Annotated in this window: 17 protein-coding genes; 4 read left to right on the top strand and 13 right to left on the bottom strand. The window is 74.5% G+C overall.

Translation table 11 applies throughout. The annotated features are described in order from the left end of the window. Positions 1-7: 7 nt before the first annotated feature. From C5N14_RS05245 to C5N14_RS32870, 10 genes are all read right to left on the bottom strand, one after another. Positions 8-928, bottom strand: a complete 921-nt coding sequence (locus tag C5N14_RS05245; protein ID WP_117666011.1) for an AEC family transporter — start codon at positions 926-928, stop codon at positions 8-10. Between the two features lie 30 nt (positions 929-958). Continuing rightward, a complete protein-coding gene (rdgB, locus tag C5N14_RS05240; protein WP_117666009.1) occupies positions 959-1,576 on the bottom strand; it encodes an RdgB/HAM1 family non-canonical purine NTP pyrophosphatase in 618 nt (205 codons plus the stop codon). Beyond that, positions 1,573-2,298 (bottom strand): ribonuclease PH, encoded by a 726-nt coding sequence (gene rph, locus C5N14_RS05235; RefSeq protein WP_117666008.1) that lies wholly within the window; start codon positions 2,296-2,298, stop codon positions 1,573-1,575. Before rph ends, rdgB begins: the two co-directional genes overlap by 4 nt. Positions 2,299-2,376: 78 nt before the next feature. Then, positions 2,377-3,123 carry an MBL fold metallo-hydrolase gene (locus tag C5N14_RS05230; RefSeq protein ID WP_117666006.1) on the bottom strand — a complete coding sequence of 249 codons (747 nt, stop codon included), beginning with the start codon at positions 3,121-3,123 and terminating at the stop codon, positions 2,377-2,379. Between the two features lie 233 nt (positions 3,124-3,356). Then, entirely contained in the window at positions 3,357-4,322 is a 966-nt protein-coding gene (locus C5N14_RS05225; protein WP_117666004.1) for a PLP-dependent cysteine synthase family protein, read from the bottom strand. A 12-nt stretch (positions 4,323-4,334) separates the two neighbouring features. Then, positions 4,335-4,679, bottom strand: a complete 345-nt coding sequence (locus tag C5N14_RS05220; protein WP_117666912.1) for a MoaD/ThiS family protein — start codon at positions 4,677-4,679, stop codon at positions 4,335-4,337. 74 nt (positions 4,680-4,753) lie between these two features. Further along, positions 4,754-5,242 carry a Mov34/MPN/PAD-1 family protein gene (locus C5N14_RS05215; protein WP_117666911.1) on the bottom strand — a complete coding sequence of 163 codons (489 nt, stop codon included), beginning with the start codon at positions 5,240-5,242 and terminating at the stop codon, positions 4,754-4,756. A gap of 53 nt (positions 5,243-5,295) precedes the next feature. After that, complete coding sequence (locus C5N14_RS05210; protein WP_207892632.1) at positions 5,296-5,790, bottom strand: DUF2017 domain-containing protein; 495 nt, start codon at positions 5,788-5,790, stop codon at positions 5,296-5,298. 2 nt (positions 5,791-5,792) lie between these two features. After that, positions 5,793-6,083 carry an ATP-dependent Clp protease adapter ClpS gene (gene clpS, locus C5N14_RS05205; protein WP_117666000.1) on the bottom strand — a complete coding sequence of 97 codons (291 nt, stop codon included), beginning with the start codon at positions 6,081-6,083 and terminating at the stop codon, positions 5,793-5,795. 148 nt (positions 6,084-6,231) lie between these two features. After that, positions 6,232-7,914, bottom strand: coding sequence for a hypothetical protein (locus C5N14_RS32870; protein WP_243639201.1), 1,683 nt, complete (start codon positions 7,912-7,914; stop codon positions 6,232-6,234). A 233-nt stretch (positions 7,915-8,147) separates the two neighbouring features. Between C5N14_RS32870 and C5N14_RS05195 the strand changes: the two genes are divergently transcribed. The 4 genes from C5N14_RS05195 to C5N14_RS05180 all read left to right on the top strand — a co-directional run bounded on the left by C5N14_RS05195 (position 8,148) and on the right by C5N14_RS05180 (position 14,121). Continuing rightward, positions 8,148-10,823: a LuxR family transcriptional regulator gene (locus tag C5N14_RS05195; protein WP_117665998.1), complete on the top strand. Its 2,676-nt coding sequence runs from the start codon at positions 8,148-8,150 to the stop codon at positions 10,821-10,823. Positions 10,824-10,839: 16 nt separating this feature from the next. After that, a complete protein-coding gene (locus tag C5N14_RS05190) occupies positions 10,840-12,126 on the top strand; it encodes a nicotinate phosphoribosyltransferase (protein ID WP_117665996.1) in 1,287 nt (428 codons plus the stop codon). Positions 12,127-12,172: 46 nt separating this feature from the next. Continuing rightward, positions 12,173-12,754 (top strand): isochorismatase family protein, encoded by a 582-nt coding sequence (locus C5N14_RS05185; protein WP_117665994.1) that lies wholly within the window; start codon positions 12,173-12,175, stop codon positions 12,752-12,754. 65 nt (positions 12,755-12,819) lie between these two features. Further along, on the top strand, positions 12,820-14,121 hold the full coding sequence (locus C5N14_RS05180; protein WP_243639199.1) for an MFS transporter: 1,302 nt from the start codon (positions 12,820-12,822) through the stop codon (positions 14,119-14,121). A gap of 90 nt (positions 14,122-14,211) precedes the next feature. Here the strand turns inward: C5N14_RS05180 and ctaD are convergent, their stop codons facing one another. From ctaD to C5N14_RS05165, 3 genes are all read right to left on the bottom strand, one after another. Beyond that, positions 14,212-15,969, bottom strand: a complete 1,758-nt coding sequence (gene ctaD, locus C5N14_RS05175) for a cytochrome c oxidase subunit I (RefSeq protein WP_117665992.1) — start codon at positions 15,967-15,969, stop codon at positions 14,212-14,214. Positions 15,970-16,109: 140 nt separating this feature from the next. Next, positions 16,110-17,216: an FAD-dependent monooxygenase gene (locus C5N14_RS05170; protein WP_117665990.1), complete on the bottom strand. Its 1,107-nt coding sequence runs from the start codon at positions 17,214-17,216 to the stop codon at positions 16,110-16,112. 322 nt (positions 17,217-17,538) lie between these two features. Beyond that, positions 17,539-18,324 (bottom strand): aldo/keto reductase, encoded by a 786-nt coding sequence (locus C5N14_RS05165; protein ID WP_117665988.1) that lies wholly within the window; start codon positions 18,322-18,324, stop codon positions 17,539-17,541. Positions 18,325-18,443 lie beyond the last annotated feature (119 nt).

Genomic DNA, 18,443 nt, shown 5'->3' with positions numbered 1-18,443 from the left:
CCGGGGCTCAGCTCCCGAGCACCGCCACCCCGATCAGCACCGGCACCGCCGCCACGGTCGACAGCAGCACCGCGTCCCGGGCCAGGACGACGCCCCGGTCGTAGCGGACCGCGTGGACGAAGACGTTCTGCGCGGTCGGCAGCGCGGCGGTGACCGTGCAGGCCAGCACCACCGGGTCCGGCAGGCCCAGGGCGAACCGCGCGACGAGGTACGCGACCGCCGGCTGGACCACCGCCTTCAGCGCGACGGCGAGCCACACGTCCCGCCGGGTGTCCCCCGAGCCGGGCCGGGGCGCGCCGTGCAGCGACAGCCCGTACGCGAGCAGGGCGGCGGGCACGGCCATCGCCGCCACCAGCTCGACCGGGCGCAGGACCGGCTCCGGCGGGAACCAGCCGGTCAGGTTGACGGCCAGGCCCAGGACGCAGGCCACGGTGATCGGGTTGGCCAGCGGCTGGGCCACCGCCCCGGCCAGGGAACGCCGCCCCCGGGTCGCCGTGTCGAGCACCGCGAAGGCGATCGGCGCCATCACCACCAGCTGGAACATCAGGACGGGCGCGATGAACGAGGCGTCGCCGAGGACGTAGACGGCGACCGGGATGCCGATGTTCGCCGCGTTCACGTAGGAGGACGCCAGGGCGCCGATGGTGGTCTCCGCCGCCGGTCGCCGCCACACCAGCCGCGCGACGAGCACGAACACCGCCGCCACGACGGTGGTGGCCACCACCGTGACCACGAGGGCCGACGAGACGACCGTCCGGAGGTCGGCCCGGGCGACGGTCCCGAACAGCAGCGCCGGGGTCGCCACGAAGAACGCCACCCGGGAGAGCACCACCGTCGCCTCCCGCCCCAGCACGCCGAGACGGCCCAGCAGGTAGCCGACGCCGATAACGGCGGCGATGACGGTGAACCCCGTCAGGACACCCGGCACGACCCTCCCCGGCCGGTCCGCCGCCCGCCGTCAGGCTGCGGGCGGCAGCACCTTGGCGATCAGCTTGGCCAGCTCGCGCAGCGCCTTGCCCCGGTGGCTGATCGCGTCCTTCTCGGGCGGGGTCAGCTCCGCGTTGGTGCGGTCCTGGCCGTCGCCGAGGAAGATCGGGTCGTACCCGAAGCCGCCCGCGCCGCGCGGCGCGCGCAGCAGCCGGCCGGCCTGTCGGCCGTCGACCAGGTGCTCCTTGCCGCCGGGCAGCACCAGCGCCACGGTGCAGACGAACGACGCGCCACGGTGCTCGTCGGGCAGGTCGGCGATCTGGTCCAGCACGAGCTGGAGGTTGGCCCGGTCGTCGCCGTGCCGGCCGGCCCAGCGGGCGCTGAACACCCCCGGCATGCCGTTGAGGGCGTCGACGGCGAGGCCGGAGTCGTCGGCGATGGTGGGCAGGCCGGTGCGCCGGCAGCCCTCCCGCGCCTTGATCAGCGCGTTCTCGCCGAAGGTCAGGCCGGTCTCCGGCAGCTCCGGGTACTCCTCGACGTCGTCGAGGCCGAGCAGGGCGACCCGGTGCGCGCCGAGCGCGCCGTCGAGGATCCGCTGGAGCTCGATCAGCTTCTTGCGGTTACGGGTGGCGAGCAGCACCTTGTTCATGAGAGAGCCTTCCGCTGGGCCTCGGCCAGTTCCGCGCAGCCGGCGACGGCCAGGTCGAGCAGGGCGTCGAGCTGGTCGCGGGCGAACACCCCGGACTCCCCCGTCCCCTGCACCTCGACGAACTCGCCGGTGCCGGTGCAGACCACGTTCATGTCGACCTCGGCCGCCACGTCCTCGGTGTAGCAGAGGTCCAGCCGGGCCTCGCCGGCGATGACGCCGACGCTGACCGCCGCGACGGAGCGGTGCATCACCTTCTCCGGCTTCCCGGCCAGCGCCTTGCGGTCGGCCAGCCAGCTCACCGCGTCGTGCAGCGCCACGTACGCGCCGGTGATCGCCGCAGTGCGGGTGCCGCCGTCGGCCTGGAGGACGTCGCAGTCCAGCACCACCGAGTTCTCGCCGAGCGCCTTGAGGTCGATGCCGGCCCGCAGGCTGCGGCCGATCAGCCGGGAGATCTCGTGGGTCCGCCCGCCGACGCGGCCCTTGACGCTCTCCCGGTCCGAGCGGGTGTTCGTGGCCCGGGGCAGCATCGCGTACTCGGCGGTCACCCAGCCGAGGCCGGAGCCCTTGCGCCAGCGGGGCACCCCCTCGGTGACGCTGGCCGTGCAGAGCACCCGGGTCGCGCCGAACTCGACGAGCACGGAGCCCTCCGGGTGGGTGCTCCAGCCCCGGGTCAGGGTCACCGGTCGGAGTTGGTCGGGCCGCCGCCCGTCAGGTCGCGCCATGCCTGCACCCTATGCGGTGCGGTGATCGAACCGCCCCGGGGTCCACCGCTGTCCGCGCCCGCCGCCGGCCGCGGTCGGTCAGACGTCGTAGCAGGCGCCGGAGCGGACCACTTCCAGTGGCCCGTCGTACGCGGCGCCGGCCGCCTCGACGGTGAGCGCCTCGCTGCCCCACGCGGCGACCAGGTGGGTCAGCAGCAGCCGGCCCACCCCCGCCTTGGTGGCCGCCTCGCCGGCCTCCCGGCCGGTCAGGTGCAGGTCCGGCGGGTTGTCCACCCCGTCGACGTAGCTGGCCTCGCAGAGAAAGACGTCGGCGTCCTGGGCCAGCCGCAGCAGCGCCTCGCACGGCGCGGTGTCGGAGGAGTAGCAGAGCACCCGACCGTCGTGCTCCAGCCGCACCCCGTACGTCTCGACGGGGTGGTTCATCCGGTCGACGGTGACGCTGAACGGGCCGATCGGGAACGTGCCGGGCTGGAGGCCGTAGAACTGGTAGACGTCCTCGACGGTGCTGTCCTCCTGCCCGTAGGCCAGCGCCAGCCGGTCCGGCGCGCCGGACGGGGCGTACACCGGCAGGGCCGGGCAGGGGCCGTCCGGGGCGTACCGGCGCACCACCACGTACGAGACGGCGTCGAGCATGTGGTCGCAGTGCAGGTGGGTGAGGAGGATGGCGTCCGGGGCGTGCAGCCCGGCGTAACGCTGGAGGGTGGACAGCGCGCCGGAGCCGAAGTCGACCAGGAGCCGGAAACCGTCGGCCTCGACCAGATAGGCCGAGCACGGGGAGTCGGGACCGGGGAAGCTCCCCGCACAGCCGAGGACGGTCAGTCGCATGAGGTCGTCTCGCTGTCACGAACCGTAGTCGTCACGTCGGCCGCCATCCCGCCCATGATCTTCACCGCCGCGTACGACACGCTGCGCAGCCTACGCTGGCGCACACCGGGGCAAGAATCATCTACTGGAAGTTGTCACCAACGTGACACCCGCGGCCCTCCGGCGCCCCGGCGACGACGGACGGGCCGGACCGGTCAACCGGTCTCGGCCCGTCCACGCCGTCAGGCTCGCCCTCAGGCCCAGAGCTGCCCCTCCAGGGCCTCCTCGGCGTCGGCGAGGGTGCCGCCGTACGCGCCGGTGCTGAGGTACTTCCAGCCGCCGTCGCAGACCACGAACGCGACGTCGGCCCGGCGGCCGTCCCGGACCGCCTCGTGCGCCACCGCGAGGGCGGCGTGCAGGATCGCCCCGGTGGAGAAGCCGGCGAAGATCCCCTCCACCTCCACGAGCTGCCGGGTGCGCAGCACGGCGTCCCGGGTGCCGACGGAGAACCGCCGGGACAGCACGGTGGCGTCGTAGAGCTCCGGGACGTACCCCTCGTCGATGTTGCGCAGCCCGTAGACCAGTTCCCCGTAGCGGGGCTCGGCGGCCACGACCTGGATGCCCTCGACCTTCTCGCGCAGGTAGCGCCCGGTGCCCATGAGGGTGCCGGTGGTGCCGAGCCCGGCCACGAAGTGGGTGATCGTGGGCAGGTCCTGAAGCAGCTCCGGGCCCGTGGTCTCGTAGTGCGCCCGGGCGTTCGCCTCGTTGCCGTACTGGTAGAGCATCACCCAGTCGGGGTGCTCGGCGGCGATCTGCTTGGCGGTGGCGACGGCCTGGTTGGAGCCGCCGGCGGCCGGCGAGAAGATGATCTCCGCGCCGTACATCCGGAGTAGCTGGACCCGCTCGGTCGAGACGTTCTCCGGCATCACGCAGACCAGCCGGTACCCCTGCAGCTTGGCCACCATGGCCAGCGAGATGCCGGTGTTGCCGCTGGTCGGCTCCAGGATGGTGTCGCCCGGGCGGAGCCGGCCGTCGGACTCGGCCCGGCGGACCATGAACAGGGCCGCCCGGTCCTTGATGCTGCCGGTCGGGTTCCGGTCCTCCAGCTTGGCCCAGAGCCGCACCGGCGGCGCCCCCTCGGGCACCGCCGGCGAGAGCCGGGGCAGCCCGACCAGGGGCGTGCCGCCGCAGGCGTCCAGCAGGCTGTCGTACCGCGCCATCGCCGCCCCGCCTCAGCGGGCGGCGGCGGCGCGCGTGGCTACCGTGTGCGAGGCGATCGCCGCCGCGGCGGCGAAGCCGAACGCGCCGCCGGCCACGGCCGGCAGGATCGTGATGCTGTCGCCGTCGTTGAGCTTGGCGTCGAGCGCGCCGAGGAAGCGGACGTCCTCGTCGTTGACGTAGACGTTGACGAACCGGTGCAGCACGCCGGCGTCGGTGACCAGCCGGCCGCGCAGGCCGGCGTGCCGGGAGTCCAGGTCGGCGAGCAGGTCGGCGAGCGTGTCGCCGGCGCCCTCGACGACCTTCGCGCCGCCGGTGTAGCTGCGCAGGATGGTGGGGATGCGAACCTCGATGGCCATGGTGTCGTGCTCCTTGTCCGGGTGTGCGGTTTGCTCGGTGACGGGAAGGGCGGAGTGTCGCGGTGCCGCTGGGGTCAGCGGTCGGAACACTCGTAGTCGACCGTCGCCGGGCTCTGCCCGAACATGTAGGACTGGACGGCGTTCGGGTCCACGGCGGCGTCCACGATCCGGACCGGCTCCTCGGTCACCGCGCCGTCGACGATCCGGTAGGAGCGGATCTCCTCGGCGTCGGGCTCCCGGGTGGAGACGAGCAGGTAGTGCGCCCCCGGCTCGCCGGCGAAGGAGATGTCCGTACGCGACGGGTACGCCTCGGTCGCGGTGTGCGAGTGGTAGATGACGATCGGCTCCTCGTCGCGGTCGTCCAGCTCCCGCCACACCCGCAGGTGCTCCATCGAGTCGAACTCGTAGAACGTCATGGAGCGGGCCGCGTTCTCCATCGGGATGTGCCGGGTCGGGGTGTCGCTGCCGACGGGGCCGGCGACCACGCCGCACGCCTCGTCCGGGTGGTCCCGACGCACGTGGGCGACGATCGCGTCGATGATCGACCGGTCGATGCTCAGCACGTCGTCCAGCCTAGCGCCTCCGCCTGCCCACCCGAAGGTGGCGACGGTCACCATCAGTCGATCATGGCGTTGAGCAGCGACTCCTGGAGGTAGCCGAGGTAGGCGTAGACCGACAGTTGGAACACCCGGCTCGACGACGGATCGGCGGCGACCGCCTCGTCCAGCTCCGCGCCGAGGTCCGTGCCGTCCTTGACCTCCAGCCGGACGCCCATCGCCAGGCGGGCGTCGTTGAGCGCCCGCAGCCACGCCTCGGCCGCCTCGGCGTCGAGCCGGACCTCGCCGCCGGCGGAGTCCGGCAGCGCGGCGAGGATCGCCCCGGCCTGGTCGATCTTGCCCGTCTTGAGGTCGCCCTCGGTGTACCGGCGGAACTCCGCCGTCCCGGCCGAGTCGTCCGGGTAGACCTCGGGGAAGAGCCGGCCCACCACCGGGTCGGAGTGGTCGAAGCCGTCGGTGAGCAGCCCCACCACCTCGGAGGCCACCTTGCGCAGCACCCGGACCTCGTCGACGGCGAGGGTGGCGACGTACCGGTCGCCCCGGCGGCGGAACATGCTCACGACCGCTCCACCGTGGCCCACAGCCCGTACGCGTGCAGCTGTGCCGCGTCGTGCTCCATCCGTTCCCGGGCGCCGCTGGAGACCACCGCCCGACCCTTGTGGTGCACGTCCAGCATGAGCTTCTCGGCCTTCTCCCGGCTGTACCCGAACAACTTCTGTAGGACCCAGGTCACGTACGACATCAGGTTCACCGGGTCGTCCCACACGATCGTCACCCACGGCCGGTCCGAAGCCGGCACCTCTTCGGTGTCCGGCGTCTCGACCGGTGCAACCTGCGGAGCCGCCATGCCCCCCATCGTGCCACCGGTTGCGGCGAACCGATGAACCGGAACGCCGGACGGGCCCGGATCACCGGCCGGAGCCGCCCCGGCGACCGGCGCGCGGGCCGGCCCGGCAGGACCCCGTCGGGGCCCCACCAGCCGGTCGGGACCGGCGTCAGGCGAGCAGGATGCCGTGGTCGATCGCATCGGAGAGCACCGCGCCGAGCGAGCGGCGGACGGCCTCGAAGCGTCGGGAGACGTCCCGGGTCAGCTCCAGCTCGACCTCGCGCAGCGCCCGCTGCGCCCAGGACCGGGCACCGCCCGGGTCCTCATTGCCGGGGCTGCGCCAGTGCTGCCAGCAGCCGCCGGCAAGCGCCACGGCGACCGGCGGGAGCACCTCGACGCGCTGCCCGGCCGGATACCCGGAGACCGCGTCCACGGCGCCGGCGCCGGCCAGCTCGGCCACCCCGGCGGTGCTGGTGACCAACAGCACCCGGTCGAGGCCCCGGCCGGCCGGATGGTCGGCGAGCCCCCAGCGGACGGCGTTGCCGATCCGTCGCCGGACCCCCTCGGGCACCGGGTCGCCCAGGACCCGACCGGCGGCATCGTCGAGCAGGGCCCGCACGGCCGCGTCGCACTGGACGGTGGCGAGCAGGGAGAGCGCCTCCAGCTCGCGGTCGAGCAGCTGCGGCAGGCCGGCACAGCCGACCCCGAAGACGATCTCCTGCACCACCCGCAGGTGGGTGTTGGCCAGCTCCAGGGCGAGGTGCTGGCGGATCCGCTGGGCGCAGGAGCGGGCCTGCCGGTCCAACCGCTCGGCCCACCCGGTCGCGTCCGCGTCGGGCGACACCGGGACCCGGCCGTGCGCCCCGGGCAGCACCGGCGGCTGGGCGCTGGCCCGGCGCAGCCCCTCGTCGGCGGCCCAGCCCACCAGCGCCCGCCGCAGCCCGCCGACGTCGTCCGGTCGGGCCGGGTACCAGGGGGCCGCGGCCAGGGCCGGCACGGCGGCGAGCAGCACGGCGCGGTGCGCGGCCAGCACCACCTCGACCGGGTTCGCCGCGTCGACCAGGCCCGGCTCGGCCGGCGACCGGGCGGGCCACGGATCGACCGGCCCGCCCGGCTGCGCGGACCGCGTCGGCGGCCGGCCCGCCCGGCCGCTGGGACCCGTCGGGACGGAAGCCCCCGTGCCGTCCGTCCGCGCCGGGTCCCGGCGGCTGCGCGGCGCCCGTCCCCGCGCCCGGGGCCCGTCCGGTCGGCCCGAGCCGGCGCCCGGCGGCTCGACCGGGGGCGGGGCCCAGCCCGACACCCCGGGCGTCACCACGAAGAAGACCTCGACCGCGGCGTGGGCGGCCTCGGCCAGCAGGTGCAGCTCGGCGGCGGTGAACGCCTGGTCGGCCGCGATCACGAACAGCAGCGCCCCGGCCCGGCCGACGGCGTCGAGCAGCACCCGCCCGCCGGCGACGCCCAGCGTGTCGGTGTCCGGCGTGTCGAACACGGTGAAGTGCCGCAGCAGCGGCTCGGCGACGGTCAGCTCGACCCGGCGCGGCGGGCGGGCCAGCGCCGGGCCCGCCGCCGACTGGTCCGGCGCGTACGCGTGGGGCTGGCGGTAGCCGGGCACGTAGGCGGCGCGGGTCGGCACCCGGGCGTGGCCGACTCGCAGCCAGCTCCCGGGCGGCACGGCGAGCGTCCCCGGGGCCACCCCCAGCAGGGCGGCGAGCACGTCGCGCCGGGCCGCGCCGGCCGGACCGGCGGCGACCACGGCGAGCGGGTCGTCCGGCCGGGGTTCGGTCACCCCGAGCCGGGTGGGCGTCGGGCCGCACCGCGGCGGGCCGGCCGGACCGCCGCGCTCGTCGGACACGTCGGCTGAGGGGAGCGGACCCGGCTGCATCAGGCGGCCTCCCGGTCAGGGCGGCCGAGCTCGGATCCGGCCGCGTGAATCGTCCGGGCGGGGACACCTCCGGATGCGGGAAGAGTACGGCCGACGGAAACGTGAATCAGACGATGCGGATACTCAGCGTTGATTGACGGATTACTCAACTTCGGAGCGTCACGGCGTGCACGCGTACCGGCTTCGGTCGATATGCTGCCCCGATGAGTCGATGGGAGTTCGTCGGCCGCAGGGATGAACTCGACCGGCTGCTGGCCGCGGCGACCGGCGCCGACGGGCGCGGGCTCTTCTACAGCGGGTCCGCCGGGGTCGGCAAGAGCCGGCTGCTGCGCGAGGCGCTGGCCGGCGTCCCCACCGACGGGTACGCCGTCTGGTCGGTCTCGGCCAGCGCCACCACGGCGGCGCTGCCGTTCGGTGGGCTGATCCAGGTGCTCCCGGCCGAACAGCCGCCGGGGCTCTCCCCGGCGGGCGTGCTGCGCTGGGCGGTGGCGCAGTTGCAGCAGCAGGCCGCCGGGCGGCACATCGTGCTGGCGGTCGACGACGCCCACCTGCTCGACCCGCCGTCGGCCGCGCTGGTGCACCTGATCGGCCGGGCGGAGAACGCCACCGTGATCGGGACGCTGCGCGACGGTGAGCAGCTCCCGCTGCCCATCCGGGCACTGTGGACCGACGGTCTGGTCGACCACGTGGAGCTGGCCCCGCTCGGGCTGGCGGACACCACCGACCTGCTCGCCGCCATCCTCGGGGGTCCGGTCGACCCATGCTCCGCCGACCGGCTGTGGCGGCTCTCCGGCGGCAACGCGCTGCTCCTGCGCGAGCTGGTCATTGCCGCCCCGCCCGGCGAGCTGACCCGCACGTACGGGATGTGGCGGTGGACCGGCGGGCTGACGCTGGCGCCCAGCCTCACCGAGCTGATCGACACCCGGATCGGGCAGCTCACCCCCGGGGTCCGGGCGGTGCTGGAGCTGGTCGCCTTCGGCGAGCCGCTCGGCCTGCACCTGCTCGGACAGGCGGTGGAGCCGGCCGACGTGGAGACCGCCGAGGAGCGTGGCCTGATCACGGTGGAGCGCAACGACCGCCGCACGGACGTCCGGCTGGCGCACCCGCTCTACGGCGAGGTGATGCGGCGGCGCTGCCCGGTCAGCCGGACCCGACGGTTGCAGGCCCGGCTGGCCGAGCTGGTGGAGGCAATGGGCACCCGGCGACGCGACGACCTGCTGCGGGTGGCGGTGTGGCGGCTGGACTCCGGCACCGCGCAGGACCCGGCGCTGCTGCTGGGCGCCGCCGCCCAGGCGTTCACCCGGTACGACGTGCCGCTGGCGACCCGGCTGGCCCGGGCGGCGCTGGAGGCCGACGGGGGCTTCGACGCCGCGGAGCTGCTGGCCACCCTCCTGATGTTCGCCGACCGGCCGGAGGAGGCGATCGTGACGCTCGACGCGGTCGCCGGCGACGCGGCGGGGCCGGGGCGGCGCAGCCGCTGGCTCACCGTGCGGGGGATGGTCAGCTACTGGGGGCTCAGCCGGGAGTCCACCGTGGACGAGATCGCGGCGCGGGGCGCGGAGCTGCCCGACGCCGCCGACCAGGCCCGGGTGAACGCCTTCGAGGCGATCATGCGGCTGCACCGGCTGGACACCGGCCCGGCGGTGCGGCTGGCCCGGGCGGTGCTGGACCGCCCGGCCGCCGGGGTGGCCGCCCGCGAGCTCGCCCGGTGCACCCTGGCCCACCTCCAGGCCGCCCAGGGGCAGCTGACCCGCAGCGGCGCGGCGATCAACCAGGTGCAGGCCGAGGTGGCCCGCTGGCGCGGCGACATGCCGTACCTGCAACTCGCGCTGGAACTGGCCCGGGGCACCCGGCTCGCGCTCGCCGGCGACCTGGCCGGCATCGACGCGATCGTCGCCGACGAGTTCGCCGACCTCGCCGGGGCGGGCGACTTCCGGCTCGGCACCGGCTACCTGGCCATCCTCCAGGCGTACGCGGCGCGGCTGCGCGGCCACAGTGGCACGGCGCTGACGACGAGCCTCGGCGCGTGCGCGGTGCTGGCCACCAGCCGGGTGTACGCGGGCCTGGCGCACGCCGAACGGGCCCAGGCGGCGGCGCTGCGGGGCGACGCCGCGCACGCCGCCGAGGCGATGGCCGAGGCGGACCGCACCCACGCCCCCGGGATGACGGTGCTCTACCCGTGGCTGGAGCAGGCCCGCGGCGCGGTGCTCGCTGCCGGCGGCGACCCGGCCGGCGCCGCCAAGCACCTCGCCGCCCTGGCCGACCGGCTCCGCGACGACGGGTTCGCCGGGCACGAGGTGCTCGTCCTGCACGACCTGGTCCGGCTGGACCAGGCCACCGCCCCGGTCGGGCCGACCTGTGGCGACGGCAGCCGCCGGACGGTGGCCCAGCGGCTGGCCGAACTGTCCGAGCGGGTCGACGGCCCGCTGCCGCCGCTGCTGGCCCGGTACGCCCGGGCCGCCGCCCACGGCACGGCCGAGGAACTGCTCGCGGTGGCCGCCGGCTTCGCCGAGCTGGACCTGCGGGTGTACGCCGCCGAGGCCACCGCGGCGGCGGCGCGCCTGCTGCGGCTGCGCCGGTCCAGCTCGGCCGCCGCCGCCCACGAGCGACTCGGCGAGCTGCTCGGCCGGTGTGACCAGATCGACACCCCGGCGCTGCGGGTCGGGCAGCCCGCCCTCAGCGACCGGGAGTGGGAGGTCGCCCGGCTCGCCGCGCAGGGCGCGACCAGCCGCGCCATCGCCGAGCGGCTCTTCCTGTCCAGCCGGACCGTGGACAACCACCTGCAACACGTCTACAGCAAGCTCGGGGTGACCGGGCGGGCCGAGCTGCGCGTCGCGCTGCGGTCGTTCCCGGGCCAGGAGGGCGACCCGGCGCGGTGAACTCTAGGCTGGGCAGGTGAGCACCTTTCGCCCCGCGCTGCTGACCGACCACTACGAGCTGACGATGGTCAGCGCCGCCCTGCGCGACGGCACCGCCGACCGCCCGTGCGTCTTCGAGGTCTTCAGCCGCCGGCTGCCCACCGGGCGCCGGTACGGTGTGGTCGCCGGCACCGCCCGGCTGATCGACCTGATCCGCGACTTCCGCTTCTCGGCCGACGAGGTCGACTTCCTGCGCCGCGCCGGGGTGGTCGACGCCGCCGCCGCCGAGTGGCTGGCCGGTTACCACTTCACCGGCGACATCGACGGGTACGCCGAGGGCGAGCTGTTCTTTCCCGGCTCCCCCATCCTCACCGTCTCCGGTGGCTTCGCCGAGTGCGTGGTGCTGGAGACGCTGGTGCTGTCGGTGCTCAACCACGACTGCGCGGTGGCCGCGGCGGCCGCCCGGATGGTCACCGCGGCCCGGGGCCGGGCGGTGATCGAGATGGGCGCCCGGCGGGCCCACGAGGAGGCGGCGGTCGCCGCGGCGCGGGCCGCGTACCTGGCCGGGTTCCGGTTCACCTCGAACCTGGCCGCCGGCGAGCGGTACGGCATCCCCACCGCCGGCACCGCCGCGCACGCGTTCACCCTGCTGCACGGCGACGAGCGGGCGGCGTTCGCCTCGCAGGTCGCCACGCTGGGCAAGGACACCACGCTGCTGGTCGACACGTACGACATCAGCCAGGGCATCCGCAACGCGATCGAGGTCGCGGGGCCGGAGCTGCGCGCGGTCCGGATCGACTCCGGCGACCTGACGGTGATCGCCCAGCAGTCCCGCGAACTGCTCGACTCCCTCGGCGCCACCGAGACGAAGATCATCGTCTCCGGCGACCTCGACGAGTACGCCATCGCCACGCTCGCCGCCGAGCCGGTCGACATGTACGGCGCGGGCACGGCCGTGGTCACCGGCTCCGGTGCGCCCACCGCCTGCCTGGTCTACAAGCTGGTCGAGGTGGCGGGGCGGCCGGTGGTGAAGCGCTCGGAGCACAAGGCCACCATCGGCGGCCGGAAGGTGGCCGTCCGCCGGCACAAGCCGACCGGCACCGCGACCGAGGAGGTCGTCGTCCCGCAGGGCGTGCCCGACCGGCAGCCGCACGACCGGCTGCTCCAGCAGTCGTACGTGGCCGGCGGCGAGCCGGTCGACCTGCCGACGCTGGACGAGTCCCGGGAGCACCTGCGACAGTGCCTGATCTCGATCCCGTGGGAGGGCCTGAAGCTCTCCGCCGGCGACCCGGCGATCCCGGTGACCGTCGTCCCCGCCGGCTGACCCGCCGCCCGCCGGCTCACCCGCACCGCGAAGGAGCACCCCTGACATGGCCAACGCGCTGATCATCGTCGACGTGCAGAACGACTTCTGCGAGGGCGGGTCCCTCGCGGTGGCCGGCGGGGCGGGCGTCGCCGCCGGGATCTCCCGGCTGCTCGCCGCCGAGCCCGACCGCTGGGACCACGTGGTGGCGACGAAGGACTACCACGTGGACCCGGGCGCGCACTTCGGCGACCCGCCGGACTACGTCGACTCCTGGCCGGTGCACTGCGTCGTCGGCACCGCCGGCTCGGAGTTCCACCCGGAGCTGACCACCGACCGGGTCGAGGCGATCTTCCACAAGGGCGAGCACGCGGCGGCGTACTCCGGCTTCGAGGGGCACGCCGACGACGGCGAGTGCCTGGCCGACTGGCTGCGCGCCCGGGGGGTGGACCGGGTCGACCTGGTCGGCATCGCCACCGACCACTGCGTCCGGGCCACCGCGCTGGACGCCGCCCGGGAGGGGTTCGCCACCACCGTGCTGCTCGACCTGACCGCCGCCGTGGCGCCGGAGACGCTGGACGTCGCGCTGCGCGCGTTCGACGGCGCCGGGGTGGCCATGCACGGACAGCCGGTGATCCGGGCCGCCTGAGGCGGTAAACCGCTGGCGGGTGTCGCACCCGGGGTCGAGGATGACGCCCGGAGGTACGGACCGTCATGAACATGAAGCCTTACCGGCAGGTGCTCGCCCTGCCGGGTCTCCGGTCGTTGCTGCTGGTGTCGGTGCTCGCCCGCGTCCCGCTCACCGCGACCGGGGTGACCGTCACCTTCTACGTGGTGTTCGACCTCGGCCGGGGGTACGGCGCGGCCGGCCTGGTCGGGGCGGCCACCACCGTGGGCGCGGCGCTGGGCGGCCCGCTGCTCGGCCGGCTGGTGGACCGGCACGGCCTGCGCCCGGTGCTCGCCCTGACCACCGTCGCCGAGGGCATCTTCTGGTCCACCGCGCCGGCGCTGCCCTATCCGGTGCTGCTGCCGGCCGCGTTCGTCGCCGGGCTGCTCGCCCTGCCCATCTTCTCGGTGATCCGGCAGTCGATCGCGGCGCTGGTGCCGCCGCAGCGGCGTCGCCCGGCGTACGCGCTGGACTCGATGTCGGTGGAGCTGTCGTTCATGGTCGGCCCGGCCCTCGCCGTGGCGCTGTCCACCGCCGTGTCCGCCCGGTTCACCCTGTACGCGGTCGGCGCCGGCATCGTCGCCGCCGGCACCGCCCTCTGGCTGCTGAACCCGCCCACCCGCGCCGCCGACGAGCCGCCCCGCGAGCATCGCCGGGTGCCCCGCCGGGAGTGGCTGACGGCCCGGCTGGTCGCCGTGCTGGTGGCCAGCCTCGCCGCCACGCTGGTGCTGGGCGGCACCGACGTCGCGGTGGTCGCCGTGCTGCGGGCCGGCGGCGAGGTCGGCTGGACGGGCGCGGTGCTCGCCGCGTGGGCGGTCGCCTCGCTGGTCGGCGGCTTCGCGTACGGCGCGGTCAGCCGGCAGGTGTCCCCGCTGGCGCTGGTGGCCGCGCTCAGCCTCTGCACCCTCCCGGTCGGGCTGGGCGGCGGGCACTGGTGGCTGCTCAGCCTGGCGCTGGTCCCGGCCGGCATGCTCTGCGCACCGGCCCTCGCCGCCACCGCCGACGCGGTCAGCCGGCTGGTCCCGGCCGGCGTGCGCGGTGAGGCGATGGGCCTGCACGGCTCCGCGGTGACCGTGGGCATCGCGCTGGGCGCCCCGCTGGCCGGTGCGGTGATCGACGCCTCCGCGCCCTGGTGGGGGTTCGTGGTGACCGGCGCGATCGGCCTGCTGGTCGCCGCCGCCGTGCTCCCCGCCGAGCTGCGGCACCGGCGCACCCCCGCCCCGGCCCCGGCCGCCCCGGGCCTGGGCGCCCCGGGCCTGGGCGCCGAGCTGGCCCGGCCTGATCAACTTCATGTCCCGCACGTCGCGCCCACTCCCGCCCCGGAAGCCACGACATCCGGCAAGCCGTGACGCCCCACCCGGCCGGGACGGCGGGTCGCGCCAAGCGACGGGCGCCGTACCCCGATGGGGTGCGGCGCCCGTCGTACGGTGCGGTGTGGGTCAGCGCTGGTCGAGGTTCCCGGCGGTGTCCTCCTGGTAGCTGGCGCCCCCGTTGGCCTCGCTGGTCAGCAGCTTGGCGCCGCCCTCGGGCGGTCCGGCCAGGCTCTGGCCGGCGGCCAGCTCCGGGAACTTCGCGTCGAACGCCGGGCGCTCGGAGCGGATCCGCGGCATCCGGTCGAAGTTGCGCAGCGGGGGCGGCGAGCTGGTCGCCCACTCCAGCGAGTTGCCGTGACCCCACGGGTCGTCGACCTCGACCACCGGGCCGGTCTTGTACGACTTCCAGCAGTTCCAGATGAACGGCAGGGTCGAGATACCGGTGATGAACGCGCCGATCGTGGAGATCATATTCAGCGTGGTGAAGCCGTCGGTGGGCAGGTAGTCGGCGTACCGACGTGGCATGCCCTCGTTGCCCACCCAGTGCTGCACCAGGAACGTGGTGTGGAAGCCGATCATCGTCAGCCAGAAGTGGATCTTGCCCAGCCGCTCGTCGAGCATCCGGCCGAACATCTTCGGGAACCAGAAGTAGATCCCGGCGAACACGGCGAACACGATCGTGCCGAAGAGCACGTAGTGGAAGTGCGCCACCACGAAGTACGAGTCGTGCAGGTGGAAGTCCAGCGGCGGGCTGGCCAGCAGCACGCCGGTGAGGCCACCGAAGAGGAAGGTCACCAGGAAGCCGATGGAGAACAGCATCGGCGTCTCGAAGGTGATCTGGCCCCGCCACATGGTGCCGATCCAGTTGAAGAACTTCATCCCGGTCGGAACGGCGATCAGGTAGCTCAGGAAGCTGAAGAACGGCAGCAGCACCTGGCCGGTGGCGAACATGTGGTGCGCCCACACGCTCATCGACAGGGCGGCGATGGCGATGGTCGCGGCGACCAAGCCCTTGTAGCCGAAGATCGGCTTGCGGGAGAAGACCGGAATGATCTCGGAGATGATGCCGAAGAACGGCAACGCGATGATGTACACCTCAGGGTGGCCGAAGAACCAGAAGAGGTGCTGCCACAGCATCGGCCCGCCGGTGGCGGGGTCGTACACGTGCGCGCCGAGCAGCCGGTCCGCGGCGAGCGCGAACAGCGCGGCGGCCAGCAGCGGGAAGATCAGGATCGCCAGCAGGCTGGTGACCAGCATGTTCCAGGTGAAGATCGGCATCCGGAACATGGTCATGCCGGGGGCGCGCAGGGTCAGGATCGTGGTGATCAGGTTCACCGCGCCGAGGATCGTGCCCAGACCGGAGACGGCCAGGCCGACGACCCACATGTTGGCGCCGACGCCCGGCGAGTGCTCGGCCGTGCTCAGCGGGGTGTACGCCGTCCAGCCGAAGTCGGCGGCGCCGCCCGGGGTGACGAAACCGGCGGTCGCCATCGTGCCGCCGAACAGGTAGAGCCAGTAGGCGAAGGCGTTCAGCCGGGGGAACGACACGTCCGGGGCGCCGATCTGCAGCGGCACCACGTAGTTCGCGAAGGCGAACACGATCGGCGTCGCGAAGAACAGCAGCATGATCGTGCCGTGCATGGTGAACAGCTGGTTGTACTGCTCGGGCGACAGGAACTGCAGCCCGGGGCGGGCCAGCTCGGCCCGCATGATCAGCGCCATCAGGCCGCCGATCATGAAGAACGCGAACGCGGTGACCATGTACATGATCCCGATCTGCTTCGCGTCCGTGGTGCGCAGCAGCCGCGCGAATGCCGACCCCTTGACCGGCTCTCGGACCGGCCAGGGCCGGGTCACGACCGGCTTGGGTGCGACGGTGGTCACGAGTGGCCTCCGGTTCTGGGTTGTCCCGCTCGGCACGCGTGGTGATCTGCGAGCCGTCATCCGCAAGGAGGATAGTCCCCGGCAGGTGGGGGTGCCGCGTGGGGTGGCCGGCTACGATTGCCGCCGCCGCGGCCGAACCCTCACAGCGGGCCGACCAACAACCGGTAGTGCTCGCCGAAGATCCGCCCGCCGCGCCCGCGCAGCAGCGGGTCGCGCAGCGCCGGCGGCACGTCGCGCGTCCGGTTGCGGTCCCGGGTCCGGTCCCGCACCCACCGGGTACGCGGACGGCGGCGACTCTCGTACGCCACCAGGGCCGCCTCGACGGTGTCGGCCGACGTCAGCGAGTCGGCGAGCACCACGGCGTCCTCCAGCGCCATGGCCGCCCCCTGGGACAGGGTCGGGGCGGTGGCGTGGGCTGCGTCGCCGACGAGCAGCACCCGCCCCCGGGACCAGCGCCCCAGCTCGACCTCCTCGGTGGTGCCGACGTGCACCCGTTCCAGCACCTCCAGCACCTCCGGCACCGGCCCGCCGTACCCGCCGAACAGCTCGCGGAGCCGGGCCGACGGATCGGCCGGCGGCACCGTGCCCGCCTCGTCGGCAGAGCAGTAGAGCCGCCCGGCGCCCAGCGGCACGACGAGGAAGCCGGCCCGCTGGCCGAGCAGCGCGGTCCACTCGTCGATCCGGGGGCCGCCCCGGACGACGGCCCGGTAGACCACCTGGCCGGCCGGCCGGGACGGCCCGCCCAGCGCGGCCAGGGAACGCACCGCCGAGCGGGGGCCGTCCGCGCCGACCACCAGGTCGTACTCGGCGGCGGTGCCGTCGGCGAAGGTGACGCCGACGGCCGCGGGCAGCAGCTCGATCCCGCGCACCTCGGCCCCGTGCCGGACCGCGCCGCCGGCCCCGGTGAGCAGCACCCGGTACAGCTCGGACCAGGGCAGCGCGCGGCACTCGCCGACGTCGGCCCAGAGGTTGTCCAGGTCGACCTCGCACAGCGGGGCGCCGGAGGCGTCGAGGAAGCGCTGCCGGTGGACGACCTGCCCGAGCGGGCGTACCGGGCCGTCGAGGTCCAGCCGGCGCAGCGCCCGCGCCGCGTTGCCGGTCAGGTAGAGGCCGGTGTCGACGAGTTCCGACGGGGGCAGCTTCTCGGTGACGTCGGGCCGGAAACCGGCCATCCGCAGCGCCCGGGCCACGGCCAGTCCGGCGATGCCCGCACCGACGACGAGAATGCGCAGGGGGGAGCCACCCATCGTGGTGTACGCCTCCGGAGGGGGTGCGGCACGCGTTGGAGGCAAGACACTACTCGGTGCGATCGACGCACGCCAGGGCCGTTCGTCCGGGGCGGGCCACCCCTCGGCAGGGCGGCGCCGATCACCGGAGGAGGGCCGGATGCCCGGCCGGCCAGGCGACCCCCGGGGGCGTGATTCACGTCGATGAATGCGGACCGGGGCAAAAACGAGCCGGTCCCGGTTGCGCGAAGGTTTCAGGCATGTGAATGTGTCCGCAGCACGTGGGAGCGCTCCCGTCGGCTAGCCGGCCACTCCGATGTCCCGCTGCCACTCTCCCGGCCGCTCAGCCACCCAGGGCGTCGATGTCGCGCATCTCCTCGGCGGTCAGCGAGAAGCCCCAGATGTCGGCGTTGGCGCGGATCCGCTCCGGAGTGACCGACTTCGGGATCACCACGATCTCGTGGTCGACGTGCCAGCGCAGCACCACCTGGGCCGGCGACACGCCGTGCGCGGCGGCGATCCGGGTCAGCACCGGGTCCGACAGGTCGCTGGCCTTGAACGGGCTGTACCCCTCCAGCACCACGCCCCGGTCCCGGTGCTCCAGGTGCCGCTGCCGGTCGTACAGCGACGGGCTCCACCGGATCTGGTTGACCGCCGGATTCTCCTCCGTGGCCTGGATCAGCTCGTCGATGTCGGCGGTGCCGTAGTTGCTCACCCCGACCGCCCGGGTCAGGTTCTCGTCCCGGGCCGCGAGCAGCTCGCGCCAGACGGGGATGCTGTCGCCCGGCGCGGGCGGCGGCCAGTGGACCAGCCAGAGGTCGACGTGGTCGGTGCCGAGCGCGCGGAGGCTGGCCTCGATCGTCTCCCGCTCCCGGCCCACCCGGTCCGGCGGCAGCTTGGTGGTGATGAAGATGTCCTCCCGGCGCAGCCCGCTCTCCCGGACCGCCCGGCCCACCTCCTCCTCGTTGCCGTACATGGTGGCGGTGTCGATGTGCCGGTAACCGGCGTCGAGGGCGGCGAGCACCGCGTCGTACCCCGCCTGGCCGGTGGCCTGCCAGGTGCCGAAGCCGAGCAACGGCATCCGCACGTCGCCGGGGAGCAGGACGGTGGGCTGGTCGAGGCTGTCCATGACGGCTGTTCTACCCCCGATCCCGCCGGCCATGCCCACCGGGGCCCGCCCCGACGGGCGGCGGCGGGCGGCCGACGACGGGCGGCAACGGACGGCCAGGGCCACCGGGCCGCCCGGGG

It is taken from the genome of Micromonospora sp. MW-13, from assembly GCF_003434305.1.
In the GTDB taxonomy this organism is placed as follows: domain Bacteria; phylum Actinomycetota; class Actinomycetes; order Mycobacteriales; family Micromonosporaceae; genus Micromonospora.
Note: the sequence above shows the minus strand (reverse complement) of the source record. Positions and strands in the feature narration are given on the sequence as shown.

Bases quoted from the DNA above. Each gene is read 5' to 3' on its own strand.
- C5N14_RS05170 (WP_117665990.1), bottom strand. From the start codon at position 17,216: ATGGGTGGCTCCCCCCTGCGCATTCTCGTCGTCGGTGCGGGCATCGCC.
- C5N14_RS05195 (WP_117665998.1), top strand. From the start codon at position 8,148: ATGAGTCGATGGGAGTTCGTCGGCCGCAGGGATGAACTCGACCGGCTG.
- C5N14_RS05230 (WP_117666006.1), bottom strand. From the start codon at position 3,123: ATGCGACTGACCGTCCTCGGCTGTGCGGGGAGCTTCCCCGGTCCCGAC.
- C5N14_RS05180 (WP_243639199.1), top strand. From the start codon at position 12,820: ATGAACATGAAGCCTTACCGGCAGGTGCTCGCCCTGCCGGGTCTCCGG.
- C5N14_RS05220 (WP_117666912.1), bottom strand. From the start codon at position 4,679: ATGGCCATCGAGGTTCGCATCCCCACCATCCTGCGCAGCTACACCGGC.
- clpS (WP_117666000.1), bottom strand. From the start codon at position 6,083: ATGGCGGCTCCGCAGGTTGCACCGGTCGAGACGCCGGACACCGAAGAG.
- rdgB (WP_117666009.1), bottom strand. From the start codon at position 1,576: ATGAACAAGGTGCTGCTCGCCACCCGTAACCGCAAGAAGCTGATCGAG.
- C5N14_RS05210 (WP_207892632.1), bottom strand. From the start codon at position 5,790: ATGTTCCGCCGCCGGGGCGACCGGTACGTCGCCACCCTCGCCGTCGAC.
- C5N14_RS05225 (WP_117666004.1), bottom strand. From the start codon at position 4,322: ATGGCGCGGTACGACAGCCTGCTGGACGCCTGCGGCGGCACGCCCCTG.
- C5N14_RS05165 (WP_117665988.1), bottom strand. From the start codon at position 18,324: ATGGACAGCCTCGACCAGCCCACCGTCCTGCTCCCCGGCGACGTGCGG.
- C5N14_RS05185 (WP_117665994.1), top strand. From the start codon at position 12,173: ATGGCCAACGCGCTGATCATCGTCGACGTGCAGAACGACTTCTGCGAG.
- rph (WP_117666008.1), bottom strand. From the start codon at position 2,298: ATGGCGCGACCTGACGGGCGGCGGCCCGACCAACTCCGACCGGTGACC.